The following is a 13,394-nucleotide window of genomic DNA, read 5'->3' as shown; positions in this document are numbered from 1 at the left end:
CTTTTTACGAGGTAATACATGCGTCACGAAAAAATATTAGTAGTAGAAGACGACAGAGAAATAGGTAAATTAATTACCACACAACTTACTTCGCTTAACTTACATGTAGATCATGTTGTAAGCGCAGAACTTGCCTTAAAAAAAATAGCTAAGCATCCCTACGGACTTATTTTACTCGATATAAACTTACCCCAAATGGATGGTTTGAGCTTATGCCGAAAAATAAAAGAGCATTACCCAACTACCTCCGTAATTTTACTCACCGCGCTTAGTAGCGATATGGACAGAGTTATTGGCCTTGAAATGGGCGCCGATGATTATATTTGTAAACCCTTTTTTGCACGCGAATTACAAGCCAGAGTAAAAACCCAATTACGCCACAGAGCACAACTACTCGCAGGCCAAAACAACGACAACTCCACCGTTGATAGCGAACAAACACTAAATGTAGGCTCACTCAATATAGAATTTAGTTCGCACCAAGTGTATTTAGGCAAGCAAGCCCTTAACCTTACCGCCACCGAATTTGATTTACTCGTTTACTTTGCACGCCATCCTAATCATGTTTTTAGCCGCCAGCAGTTACTCGATAAAGTATGGGGTTACCAACACAGTGGTTACGAGCACACGGTTAATTCACATATAAACCGCTTACGTGCCAAGCTAGAAGAACACCAACAAGCGCCTATCATCGAAACAGTTTGGGGTGTTGGTTACAAACTAAACCCTAGCCAACTCAATTAAGACACCTATTATGAAATTATCTTTGTATCAAAAATTAGCTATATCGCTAGTCGTGATTTTTTGTTTTATTTGCGCCCTAGTTTACGGCTGGAGCAAGCAACTGGAACTCACCTCAAAACACCACGCCGAACAAAATCTGCACTTAGCGTTAGCGGAACATTTAGTACAAGATAACCCACTAATAAAAGAAGGTGTTTACGACTATAAAGCGCTTGAAAACCTCTTTCATACCTTGATGTTATTAGGCCCTGCGTTTGAATTTTATTTTGTAGACGAAACCGGAAAAATTCTTACTTACTCAGCAAAGCCGGGGAAAGTTAAACGCACGCATATTAGTTTAACGCCTTTAAAAAGGCTGATTAACGACCCAAGCGCTGCCCCTATTTATGGTGATAATCCTCGTAATAAAGAGCAACAAAAAATATTTTCAGTCGCGCCTGTATTTAATAACGATAAGTTGCAAGGATACTTATATGTAATTATTGGGGGCGAAGCTTACGACACATCTTTAAACACAATTAAAAATAATGACAAGCTATGGCTAGCTGCTTTATGGCTTGGATCAGCACTTGTATTTTTACTGATTGCAATGCTTATTTTACTGCGTTTTTTTACCAACCCTATTCAACGATTGGCGCGGGATGTAAGTAAAATTGAAGCGGCTAATTACAGTATTACCGATACAAAGCTCAGTAACTATTCAACGCAAAAAAGTAACGAAGTTCATAGTTTAGGGCGAAGTATTCAAGCCATGCTAACGCGTATTAACGAGCAGTTTAAAGCACTTGAACAAGGCGATAAACAACGCAAAGAGTTACTAACTCACTTATCGCACGACCTACGTACACCACTTGCTTCACTGCAGGGGTTTTTAGAAGTATTAAATCAGTCAGGCGAGCAGCTAAGTAAAAAAGAGCAGCAAGAATACTTGCAGGTATCGCTTAATAATTGTGGGCAATTAAAGCTACTCATAGAGCAAATATTTGAGCTTGCTCACTTAGAAAATGGCGAAATAAGTATAAATAAAGAAACCTTTAATTTAGGTGAGCTTATTTACGATTGCATGGCAAAATTTAGTTTAGCCGTTGATAAAAAAGGCATTAGTTTGTCGGTAGAACCTGCGATTTGTGATTTTCCTGTGGTTGCCGATATAGCTAAATTAGAGCGCGTGTTAAGTAACTTAATTGATAATGCAATTAGGCATACCCCTCGCGGCGGCAGCATTGCAGTACATGTAAAACGCAGTGACGATAATCAACTATTTGTGCATGTATCAGACACAGGCGTAGGTATAAAAGAAGATGAGCTGAATGCTATTTTTGACCCGCACTACCAAGCAAGTAATTCTAATAAAGAAGGGCGCCAGCAAGGTGGTTTAGGATTGGCCATTTGCAGAGGGTTATTAAAACTAATGGATAGTGAAATTTACGTACAAAGTGAAATTGGTAAAGGCACTATGTTTAGCTTTAATTTACCACAAAAAAAGGTGCTTTCTTAAAAAGCACCTTATTGAGTTAAATCTATTTAAATATAAAGAGTAACTACTTTTTAATACCCGCTAAATCAAGCATAAATGCATAGTTTAGCGCGGTATCTTCTAGGCGCTTAAAGCGACCCGATGCACCACCGTGCCCTGCTTCCATATCTATTTTAAACAGTAACTTATTGTCATCAGTTTTATAGTCACGCAGCTTAGCAACCCATTTTGCAGGCTCAAAGTATTGAACTTGCGAATCGTGCAAGCCAGTCGTTACTAACATATTAGGATATGCTTGCTTAGATACTTGGTCGTATGGCGAGTAAGATAGCATGTAATCGTAATACGCTTTTTCGTTCGGATTACCCCACTCACCGTATTCATTTGTTGTAAGCGGAATGCTCGCATCAAGCATAGTGGTTACTACGTCAACAAATGGTACCGCAGCAACCATGCCTTTATAAAGCTCAGGTGCTTGGTTTGCTACTGCGCCCATTAATAAGCCACCAGCACTGCCACCTAACGCAAATATTTCATCTTTTGCGCCATACTTTTGAGAAACCAATGCTTTAGTTACATCAACAAAGTCATTAAACGTATTCTTTTTAGTGAGTAGCTTGCCGTCTTCGTACCAAGGACGACCTAGCATTTGCGAGCCACGTACATGGGCAATTGCAAATACAAAGCCACGGTCAAGTAAACTCAAACGCGTGCTTGAAAAAGTAGGATCCATGGTTGCGCCATAAGAGCCGTAACCGTATTGCAGTAGCGGGTTAGTACCATCTTTTTTAAACGCGTCTTTACGGTAAACTAAGCTTACCGGTACTTTTATGCCATCACGTGCTGTTACAAAAATACGCTCTGAGGCGTAATTATCAGCATCAAAATCACCTAATACAGCTTGCTGTTTAAGTAGTTTTTTATCGCCAGTCGCTAAATCTACATCGTACGATGAGCTTGGTGTAGTCATGCTTGTGTAATAAACACGTAACGTGCTGCTATCTATATCGTTATTACCATAAGTACCAATTGTATAAGCGCTATCGTTAAAGCTCAGTGGTAACTCTTTACCTGTTTTTAAATGACGAGCAATCAACTTTGATTGGCCCATTTCACGCTCTTGGTAAACTAAGTAGTCATTAAATAAATCAATGCCTTCGAGCTTAATATCATCGCGCGCAGGGATCACACTTTGCCAATTTTCTTTGTCACCAGCTTTATCAATATCCACTTTCATCAGCTGAAAATTTACAGCATCTAAGTTAGTTACAATGTAGTAAGTATTCCCTAGTTTAGATATTTCATATTCAAGCCCTGCTTCGCGCTCAATTAAGCGTTTAGGCATTGCCTTAGCATCATCAGCACTTAGTACCGATACGCCTGATGCAGCTGTGCTGCTGTGCCAAATATAAATTTCTGACTCATCTTTGCTTTTACTGATACCCATGTAATAACTGGTATCAGTTTCTTCGTAAATTAGCTCATCATCAGCTTGTGGTGTACCTAATGTATGACGATAAACCTGATAACCTAATAAAGTTTGTAAATCTTTTTTAATGTAATAAACCGTTTTATTATCGTTTGCCCAAACTATACCGCCGTTGGTGCCCTCAAGTGCATCTTCGAGTAATTTACCGGTTGTTAAATCTTTTATTTTTATACTATAAATACGACGGCTAACAGTATCTTCGCCATAAGCCATTAAATTGCCATTCGGGCTTACATTTAAGCCACTTACTGCATAATAATCATGGCCTTTCGCAAGCTCATTTACATCTAAAATAACTTGCTGATCGGTACCTGCAAAATCGCTGCTGCGTAAGTAAGTAGTGTACTCGTTATCGCCACGTGTTTGCGTTGAGTAAAAATAATCACCGTTTTTAACTGGGACTGAATCATCGTCTTTTTGGATACGCCCTTTTAGCTCTTCAAACAATTCACTTTGCAGCGTTTTGGTATGTGCAAGCATTGCATCTGTGTATGTATTTTCAGCTTCTAAATAGTTAATCACCTCTGGCGCTTTACGTTCGTCATCACGTAACCAATAGTAATTATCTACACGTGTGTCACCATGAATAGTCATCTCATGAGGCACTTTTTTAGCAACTGGGGCAATAGCTTGGGCTACTTGAACCGTTTTAACTTGTGTATTATTTTTTTTGGTTTCTTCAGGGGCTTGATTACAGCCACTTAAAATAGCTAGCGATAATGCAGCAAGTGCGAATGGAGTACGTTTCATCAGTCAAAGTCCTTGTTGTTTTTTGTTTTTTGTTTTTTATTTTTTATTAAGTAATTAAATATACCTAAAAATAACCTGTGTTGTGATTTACTTTGTGAAGCTATGTAAAGTAAATCAACGTAATTCCTCTTTTCTTAATAAGCCTACATCAGGTACTCTGTAGATATATAAGTCATTTTCAAGCTCAACTGATTAAGGGTAGGAATGAATAACGAAGTAATAAATATTTTAACTATGGCTAAAGTAATTCAAACAGCTGTTGCCCCAGTATTCTTGATCACGGGTATTGCCGCTACTTTAGGTGTTTTATCTAATCGTTTGGCACGTATTACCGATAGGGCACGTCAGTTAGAACGCAGATTAAAAGTAAGTACTGACGAGGACTTTAATAAATCACTCGCTACAGAGCTGCGCGCTCTTTTAAAGCGTTCTCGATGTATTCATATTGCTTTTAGTTTAAGTGTATTAAGCGCATTACTTGTATGCGCTGTGGTTATGTTGTTATTTTTATCGCACATTCAATCTATAAACTTAGGCGTGACTATTGCTTGTTGTTTTGTAGCAGCAATGGCATTACTCATATGTGCATTTATGTCGTTACTTGGTGAGGTATTCTTAGCAACTAGAAGCATGCGTCGCGGGATGATATTTGCAGATATTGATATAAACGATTAATTTTTTATAAAAAAAACCCGAGCAACTAATGTTACTCGGGGTTTTTATTAAATAAGCTTATTTAATAAAATAACTTATTGTGCAGTATAAATCGTCTCTAGCACTTCAATTCTAGCTTCTTTAGCATAACCTGAAGCATTTAACTGCTCTGCTGCAACTAAAATGTCTTGTCCATCATTCACTGCTAAAACGGCAATCTTAGTACCAGGAAATACAGACACCACTTTTAATCCAGCCGCTGCAGCAATGTCGCTAGCAGTAATACCATCTTTTAAAAGTACCGTAATATTACCTGATAAAGAACTTAAGTTATTAGTAAGAATATTACGAACTAATGACCCTTTAGTTACTACATCAGATGTACTTGCAACATTAACAACCGCCATGTCGCCTTTTTGCATAACTACATGCTCATCGGCAGCAACACTTGATGGCACTAAGCGTAAATTTTTCTCTACTTTATAAGAACCAAAATCAGCTTTAGTATACTTTAAGCTAGGTGCTTGCTTCTTTGGTAGTTGAAGCTCTTTATCAAAGCTTGTGTTTGCCGTAGCGCTAAAAGACATACACGCAGCAGCACTTAATACGATTAATTTATTAACTTTCATTTTCATAATCCTTACTCTTGACCTGCGTGACCGAATGCGCGTAAAGACACACCCTCTAAAACACTTGCTGAACTATTATTGCTAATACCTACTACACCTAAACCATTGTCATCACCTTTACTAAGTGCATAGCTATCTGCGCTCGTATCTAGTAAACGAACTGTCCAAGTGCCTTTAGTCGACTCACCATAAAACGCATTTGAAAGCATTACTGCATCTTTTAGTATATAGCCAACACTCCAACTGCTAGTGAAACTATATGCTGGGTAGAATAAAGCTTGCTTAGATGACAGTAATACACTTCGTGTACCCGCTGGCGATGTAACTTCTATAGCTAAATCTGTTCCGGCTGAAGTTTGTGTACCATCGCTTAAGCCAAAGCCCATTTCAGCATTACTTACATCAAACTTAAACTGCATTGCTTCAATGCTTAGCTCTTCAGTCACTTCAATTTCTTGTGTAAGACCCGTTGCATTGTTATCTGGAATTTCAAGTGCAAGTGCGTCTTCAGCAACTGCTGAACCAACACCACTCCACTGAGTAATAACTTGTTCACCTAAAGCAACATCGTAAGATTTAGCCATAGAAACCGCAGCTCCAGCATCTGCACGACCAAAACCATATAAGTTATTGAAGTTATAACCGGCAGAGTTTTCAATCCAACCGTCATGAGCAACAAACTCGCCTTCACCAACTGTTAATTTAACAGCAGCATTATCTGCATCAATTAAAGTGCTAGTTGATGCAAGGATATGGCGAACGTCACGCCATGTTAAATCAGGATTAGCCGAAAGAATTAACGATACCACACCCGATGCATTTGGCGCAGCAGATGATGTACCATTAAACGTTGAAGTATAGTTACAGCTTGCATTATCTGCATGACCTGGGTAGTTAAATGGATATTGACTTGCAGCAAACTCTTCACCGTAAGCAGCAGCCCATGCTGCAATAGAACCACCATTGAAACCTGAATAGCCATTTATACAAGTCATTTGATCTGTTGTTACCATTGCAGGAGCATAACGACCAAACTCACCCGCTGGAGCCGACACCATTACGTTAGCACCCGCTGTAGAATAGCTAGTATGTTTACCATTAGCATTTACTGCAGCAACACTTAAATAATAAGGGTGGCCTTGGCTTGGCTCAAAGGCGCCATTATAACAAGTTAAACCTAAGTCATTTGCGCCATTGTCAGCACATAAAGAACCTTCATCGCCACCGTCTTCAAATGAGTTACCGCTAGATTTCATATTTAGCGCACCTTTACCATCACGAAGGTTAAGGTTAGGGTAAGATTCAATTGCCTCATCTAGCTCTGAATAACCGATAAACGTAGGGAACGTAATACCATAACTACGGTTAAACGCTGAAATATTTTCAGACGTACTAATACCACTACCAGGGAAGCCATGAGCAAGTAAATCAGTTTGTGCTACTTTATCTCCACCAAGGTAGTTCATTCCGATTAAGCCTGCATCAGGTGCAACACCGCGGCCGCCTTTGCCATTCCAACCTTTTGCTGCAATTAAGCCGGCAACACTTGTTCCGTGGTCACCACTGTTTGATGTACTTGTAGGGTCTGTACGGTCTAGCGCTTCAGCGTTAAGGTTTAAAGAGCGATTTGGTAATACATTATCTACTAAATCTTCGTGGCGAATTTCCATACCTGAGTCAACAACAACAGCAGTTACACCAGCACCTGTAACGCCTTGAGCATAAGCGGCTGTTACATTCATATCTTCACCAGCAACCAAACCAGTAGCTTCTGCATTAGCAAAACTAGTATCAACACTTGCTTGCGCTTCTTCTTCGGTATCGCCAAATAGATTTACATATAAATTAACTAAGCCCTGCTTCATTTCATCGCTTAATGAGTATGCTTTTTGGCCTGTATTATTTAGGTGCCATTGTTGATTTGCTAATGGGTCACCAACAACTCCTGAAATGTTTATTTGTGCAGAAGCCGTTTTACCATTTGCGTTTACAGTGTAATCAATAACTGCATCATCATCCGTCATTGGAACATAAGTAAATGATGTTCCCTCTACAGTTAGAGTACCGTGACTAAATGTGAATACGCCATCTTCTGCAACCACTTCTTCACCATTTTCAGTGAAGCTAAATGTAAGTGCATCGCCATCGTTATCGCTGGCTTTAAATTCTGCAGTAACAGGGATCCATTGTTTTAAATCTACAACAACTACATCGCTCGCTTTAGGCGCTACGTCAGTAACTAATGGTACGCTACTTTTATTATCGTCATCACTACTTCCACAACCAGAAAGTGATACCACTATTGCAGCAGACAATGCTGACATTTTAAAAATATTATTTTTCATAAACTCTCTTTGTTAGTTATTTTTATGATGGCGTGACGTTACACAACAACAATCAAAATAACAACGAGGCGTTTACAGTCATTAACAATAAAGACAATAGATGTAACGATAGGGTAATCATTGTATGCTTAGTTAAAGAAACAATTATTAAGCACATATATTAACTTGAACATTTAAAGAAGCTAATATAAAACAGGATTAACAATTACTTTAAAAGGGGCAAACATGAAATTAAAAAAAGTATTAGCAACAATAGCGCTGGCAACGTGTGCATTTAGCGTATCGGCAAATTCTGCATTTAAAGAGCCAAGTGACGCGATTGAATACCGCCAAGCAGCATTTTCAATGATCTCAGTGCAAATTGGTGACATGGGCGCAATGTTAAAAGGTAAAGTACCTTTTGACGCAGAGCAATTTAAAAAGCGTGCTAACAACGCAGCTGCGCTTTCAAAAATGCCATGGGAAGCGTTTTACGAAGGAACAGATAAAGGCGACACAGCTGCACTTGCTGCTGTTTGGTCTGAAAACGATACTTTTATGAAAAAAGCAACTGCATTCCAACAATACGCGGATGAGTTAGCAGTAGCGGCTCAATCAGGCGATAAGGCCGTAATTGGTAAAGCTTTTGGTGCATGGGCTAAAGGCTGTAAAGATTGCCATAAGCAATTTAAAGATTAATTATTGTTGTAGCCAGTTTAACAACAATAAATAGATAATAAAAAGCACTGAGCGTTAATAACGGTCAGTGCTTTTTTATGCTTTTTATCTACGAGACTTTCACAGCTCGGCTTTTAAATGGGCGTTTAAATACGGCACCAATATCACCTAGAATAATATATAAACACGGTACTAATATAAGCGTTATTAACGTTGCAAACATCACTGCAAAGCCAAGTGCTACTGCCATAGGTATTACAAACTTAGCCTGCAGGCTTGTTTCAAACATAATGGGCAATACACCAGCAAAGGTAGTGATTGATGTTAATAAGATTGCTCTAAAGCGGGCACAACCTGCTTCTATTACTGCATTTTTAACGCTAACACCCTCGCGGCGAACTTGGTTTACGTAATCGGTCATTACTAGGGAGTCGTTTATAACAACGCCTGCAGCAGCAATTAAGCCAAAGCCCGACATTAAGCTCATATCTAAATCAAACCAGTAATGACCCCAAATAGCGCCAGTTAAGCTAAACGGAATAACCGACATTACAATAAGCGGTTGTGAATAGCTTTTAAGCGGAACAGCTAGCAGTATGTATACTAAAATCATTCCGCCAATAAAAAACATTATTTGCTCATTAGCTTGAGCTTGCTGCTCTTCAATGGCGCCACCAAGCTCTGATTTAACACTTGGGAATTCTTCAATTAGCTGTGGCAGTAAGTTTTCTTTTACTTGTTTAACCACTTCGCCTGGCTCAATTTGCTCTTCATCAATATTGCCATAAACATACACAGTACGGTAGCCACCTTCGCGGCGTATATAGCTAATACCTGGCGTTTCTGTTAGCTCTACTACATCACCAAGAAGCACTTCTCGACCTTGCGGGGTAGTAACAATGGTGTGTTTAAGCGATGAAAATGCCTCTCGAGTCAGTTTAGGATAACGTACCATTACGCGTACTTCTTCGCCGTTACGGATTACGCGCTGTGCTTCGCCACCATAAAAACTAGCACCCACTTGATTTGCAATACCTGCCAAATCTAAGCCTAAATCGTATGCAACTGGTTTAAGGCTCATTTGCACTTCTTTGCTCGCAGGATCTATGGTTGAACTAATATCAAACAACCCTTTTTGCTGTTGAAGTAATTGAATAAAACGACGACCCGCTTGATTTAAAGTATCTATGTCTGAACCATACAATAAATAACCAAACTCGCCGCCACCATTACCACCGCCGCCACCAACATCGTCTTGAATAGTTAACGACTTAATACCAGCAATAGACGGCATAGCCTCACGCCAGCGACGCGAAAGCTCAAATGCATTGTATGGACGTGAGTCTTCGTCAACCAATGGCGCAAGTAATTGCGACTCGGTTCTGCCTTGATTAAATACCAATACATCACGAATAATTTTTTGACCAAACTCACGCTCAGTTTCTTCATCGACTCTAAGTACCATAGCTTCTATTTCACGAATAGCAGCAATGGTTTGTAAGTCAGAAACGTTGTCGTTCATTTCTACTTGTATTTGTGGAAAGTCGTGCGGCACTTTAGGAGTTGGAACTGTACGTACTTTATTAGACGTAATAAGTGCAATACTGATTATAAACATTGCAATAAAAGCAAACAAAACAGTCCAGCGCCAATCAACACACTTAGCAATAAAACGTTTATATGGGCCATTTACGAAACCAAAGAAGCGTGTATTGAAGCGATCGCGCCAGCCACCTTTTTTAATCGGCGAAAAGTGCGTATGAGCAATGTGAGCTGGCAGTATCAGCTTTGATTCAATCAAACTAAATACTAAACACAGCATTACCACAACGGCTATACCATAAAAGAAGGCACTTTCTGGCCCGCTCGACATTGTGAATGGTGCAAATACAGCAATCGTTGTTAACACACCAAAGGTTGCAGGGGTCGCGACTCGGTTAGCGCCACGCACAACATTTTCTACACCACCGCCGCTTTTTTCAACTTCGGTGTAGGCAGCTTCCCCTATCACTATGGCATCATCCACCACGATGCCGAGCACCATTATAAAAGCGAATAACGAAATAATATTAATGCTAATGCCAAATAGCGGCATCATCATCATGGCCCCTAAAAAACATACAGGTAAGCCAATCATTACCCAAAGCGCTAGTTTAAATCGCAAGAATAACGACAACATAATTGCCACCAAAATTGCACCTTGAAACAGGTTAGCTTTCATCATATCAAGGCGAGCATTTAGGTAGTAGGTCATATCCATTAATGGCTCTAATCGAATACCTGGCGGTAGCTGCTTATTTTTTTGATCAATAAACGCTTTAACCGAATCCGCAACGGGAATCATGTTTTGCTCTTGCGTTGCTTTTACCGATAAATACACCGCGTTTTCGCCATTAAACTTAAAGTAGCGCTCACCTTCGGTAAATTGATCTTTAATAACTGCAATATCTTGTAGTAAAACTTTAGCGCCATACTCGCCAATTTTTACCGGAATTTGCCTAAACTCTTCACCTGAGTAAAACTGATTCTCGACGCGAACAGAAATAACACCTGCGTCTGTTTTTAGCTGCCCCGCCGAAAAGTTAGCTGAGTAACGGCGTACCGCATTCATTACATCACTAAGGGTTAGATTATATTGGCGCAGCGTATCAGGCTCTATTTCAATTGCTATTTCATCAAGAGGAACATCGTTTACCACTAACGACACGTTAGATAACTGTAGTAACTCATCCTCTATTTGGTTTGCTATAGGCTTAAGCTCTGTAAGTGGTAAATCAGCAACGAGCGTCATACCTATTACGTCTTGCCTAAACTCAACCTGACTTATGGTGACCGGTTCCATACCGGCCGGAAAAGTCGCAATACCATCAACACGCAACTTTACTTTATCAAGCACATCAGTAAGTTTTGCATCGGTGTTTATTTCAAGACTTGCTGTACCGCCATTTCTAAATGCGCGATACACGCCTTTTTTAATTTCGGTTATATCTTTAAGTGACTCTTCAACTTTTATAAGAATACTTTCTTCTATTTCCTGAGGAGAGGCACCTGGGTAATTAGCCTCAATATTAATGTAGTTAATCTCTACATTAGGAAACATTTGACGCTGAATCGTAAAGTAACTTATAGCCCCCATAATAATGATAAAAAACATCATTAAATTAGCGGCTACTGAATTATTAGCAAAGTAGGCAATTAGCCCTGTTTGTTTTTGTTGTATTGACTCGCTCATAACTATTACACCCTACAGCTGTTGCGTGTTTGAAGTGCTCGTTTCTGAGCTTTCAGGTTTTGTAGCTACACCTGCAATTTTAACCTGCATTCCTTTTTGCGGGTATTCAGGTAGAGTAATAACAAGTTTATCATCGGCATTTAAACCACTGCTAATGTAAAAATACTCACCCTCTTCACGAATAACCGTTACTTTACGTGGCTCTAGTTCTTGGTTTTCGTTTACTACCCACACAGTCTGGTTGTTAACTAAAGCTTGCGGTAAGCGGTAAATATTATTAAGCATTGCACCTGCAAAATTTACCTGTACGTAGCTGCCAAACTTAATGGCTGGTTGTATGTTTTTAAGACCGTATGGGTCTTCTATACGCACTACTAAACTGCTCATACGCGTAGCGTTATCAACAATCCCTAGGTCGCGGTCAATTACACCTTCACGGGTGAAGCTGTTTAGGCCTTTTTGAATAATCGTTGCGGTAATACCTTTAATACGTTCTGGCAAAAAAACGCTATCGAACCCTGCGATAGGAATAATCACTTCAGCGGTCTCAATATTATTGAGTTCAGCAACTTGCGAACCCATAGTGACAAACTGTCCAACACCTATATTTCGGCTAATCACCAATGCGTCGTAAGGGGCTGTAACATCACAATTATCCAAATCACGTTGCGCGCGCTTTAATGCTGCTTGCGCCGACTTAACAGATGCTTGAGCACTGAGCACTTGAGGTTTACGTAAAAATAAATCTGTGCGCGCTTTACTTGGAAAGCGCTTGGCTTCGTCTTCGGCTACTTGAGCTTGAGCTTGTTCTTCTATTAAACCCGCTTGTGCGCGAGCAAGCTCAGCCTCTGCAACAAGTACTGCTGCTTCATAGTTGTCTTTTTCGATAGTGAATAAGGTTTCACCGCGAGCAACTATGCCACCGGCTACAAAATTAGGATGCCAACTTAACACCTCGCCCGACACCTGCGCCGAGAGCTGTGTATTTTCAAGAGGCTTTACTTCACCGTAGCTATTAATAATAACTTGATGATCGTTTGCAGCCACTGGCTCAACTTGCACTGTTGGACGAGTATCAATTACTTCTTTTTTTTCTGGCTCTTGTGCAATGGCATTTATTCCCATAAAGCCAACAACACCAACAATGAGCGCTACAAATGGAAAAAACCATCTAAGTGAATTTGTTTGCATATCCTATTATCCCCAAAATTCTATTAACGCCATAATACCAGAGCCATATGAAACATTAAGGTGACATTTGTAAGCAACTGTTACAAATGAATATATGCCACTGCTATTTAGGGCTATAGAATATAACTTTACATGCAGCTCACCTCATTCGTTATATTTTGTTACAAACTTTTATTCTTTAATATCAGTTAATTAGCGTTAAACACTTAAATTTCATCGCGAAGAT

The 13,394-nt window shown here is 39.6% G+C and carries 9 protein-coding genes; 4 read left to right on the top strand and 5 right to left on the bottom strand.

Annotated features, from left to right (window positions below; all coding sequences use genetic code 11):
- Positions 1–18 precede the first annotated feature (18 nt).
- Positions 19–744: a response regulator transcription factor gene (locus H5088_RS12220; RefSeq protein WP_182752991.1), complete on the top strand. Its 726-nt coding sequence runs from the start codon at positions 19–21 to the stop codon at positions 742–744.
- Positions 745–754: 10 nt separating this feature from the next.
- Entirely contained in the window at positions 755–2,242 is a 1,488-nt protein-coding gene (locus tag H5088_RS12215; protein ID WP_182752989.1) for a cell wall metabolism sensor histidine kinase WalK, read from the top strand.
- A 43-nt stretch (positions 2,243–2,285) separates the two neighbouring features.
- Here the strand turns inward: H5088_RS12215 and H5088_RS12210 are convergent, their stop codons facing one another.
- Positions 2,286–4,460: a S9 family peptidase gene (locus H5088_RS12210; protein WP_182752987.1), complete on the bottom strand. Its 2,175-nt coding sequence runs from the start codon at positions 4,458–4,460 to the stop codon at positions 2,286–2,288.
- Between the two features lie 204 nt (positions 4,461–4,664).
- On the opposite strand from H5088_RS12210, the gene H5088_RS12205 reads away from it, so the two are divergent.
- Positions 4,665–5,135, top strand: a complete 471-nt coding sequence (locus tag H5088_RS12205; protein WP_007377300.1) for a DUF2721 domain-containing protein — start codon at positions 4,665–4,667, stop codon at positions 5,133–5,135.
- Positions 5,136–5,209: 74 nt separating this feature from the next.
- Here the strand turns inward: H5088_RS12205 and H5088_RS12200 are convergent, their stop codons facing one another.
- The gene (locus H5088_RS12200; protein WP_182752985.1) at positions 5,210–5,743 is read right to left on the bottom strand and encodes a S8 family serine peptidase; all 534 of its coding nucleotides are present in this window, start codon (positions 5,741–5,743) and stop codon (positions 5,210–5,212) included.
- An 11-nt stretch (positions 5,744–5,754) separates the two neighbouring features.
- Positions 5,755–8,088, bottom strand: coding sequence for a S8 family serine peptidase (locus tag H5088_RS12195; protein ID WP_182752983.1), 2,334 nt, complete (start codon positions 8,086–8,088; stop codon positions 5,755–5,757).
- A gap of 225 nt (positions 8,089–8,313) precedes the next feature.
- On the opposite strand from H5088_RS12195, the gene H5088_RS12190 reads away from it, so the two are divergent.
- The gene (locus tag H5088_RS12190) at positions 8,314–8,766 is read left to right on the top strand and encodes a cytochrome c (RefSeq protein WP_024595584.1); all 453 of its coding nucleotides are present in this window, start codon (positions 8,314–8,316) and stop codon (positions 8,764–8,766) included.
- 88 nt (positions 8,767–8,854) lie between these two features.
- On the opposite strand, the gene H5088_RS12185 is transcribed toward H5088_RS12190, so the two are convergent.
- Both H5088_RS12185 and H5088_RS12180 read right to left on the bottom strand, forming a co-directional pair.
- Positions 8,855–11,977, bottom strand: coding sequence for an efflux RND transporter permease subunit (locus H5088_RS12185; RefSeq protein WP_182752982.1), 3,123 nt, complete (start codon positions 11,975–11,977; stop codon positions 8,855–8,857).
- Positions 11,978–11,989: 12 nt separating this feature from the next.
- Positions 11,990–13,168 (bottom strand): efflux RND transporter periplasmic adaptor subunit, encoded by a 1,179-nt coding sequence (locus H5088_RS12180; RefSeq protein WP_182752981.1) that lies wholly within the window; start codon positions 13,166–13,168, stop codon positions 11,990–11,992.
- Positions 13,169–13,394: the final 226 nt, after the last annotated feature.

Origin of the sequence: Pseudoalteromonas sp. SR43-3 (assembly GCF_014163875.1) — a bacterium.
Lineage (GTDB): Bacteria > Pseudomonadota > Gammaproteobacteria > Enterobacterales > Alteromonadaceae > Pseudoalteromonas > Pseudoalteromonas distincta.
This window is presented reverse-complemented; position numbering and strand designations above follow the sequence as displayed.

Excerpts from the sequence above, each read along its gene's own strand:
- H5088_RS12205 (WP_007377300.1), top strand. The coding sequence starts at position 4,665 with ATGAATAACGAAGTAATAAATATTTTAACTATGGCTAAAGTAATTCAA.
- H5088_RS12210 (WP_182752987.1), bottom strand. The coding sequence starts at position 4,460 with ATGAAACGTACTCCATTCGCACTTGCTGCATTATCGCTAGCTATTTTA.
- H5088_RS12190 (WP_024595584.1), top strand. The coding sequence starts at position 8,314 with ATGAAATTAAAAAAAGTATTAGCAACAATAGCGCTGGCAACGTGTGCA.
- H5088_RS12200 (WP_182752985.1), bottom strand. The coding sequence starts at position 5,743 with ATGAAAGTTAATAAATTAATCGTATTAAGTGCTGCTGCGTGTATGTCT.
- H5088_RS12195 (WP_182752983.1), bottom strand. The coding sequence starts at position 8,088 with ATGAAAAATAATATTTTTAAAATGTCAGCATTGTCTGCTGCAATAGTG.
- H5088_RS12220 (WP_182752991.1), top strand. The coding sequence starts at position 19 with ATGCGTCACGAAAAAATATTAGTAGTAGAAGACGACAGAGAAATAGGT.
- H5088_RS12180 (WP_182752981.1), bottom strand. The coding sequence starts at position 13,168 with ATGCAAACAAATTCACTTAGATGGTTTTTTCCATTTGTAGCGCTCATT.
- H5088_RS12215 (WP_182752989.1), top strand. The coding sequence starts at position 755 with ATGAAATTATCTTTGTATCAAAAATTAGCTATATCGCTAGTCGTGATT.
- H5088_RS12185 (WP_182752982.1), bottom strand. The coding sequence starts at position 11,977 with ATGAGCGAGTCAATACAACAAAAACAAACAGGGCTAATTGCCTACTTT.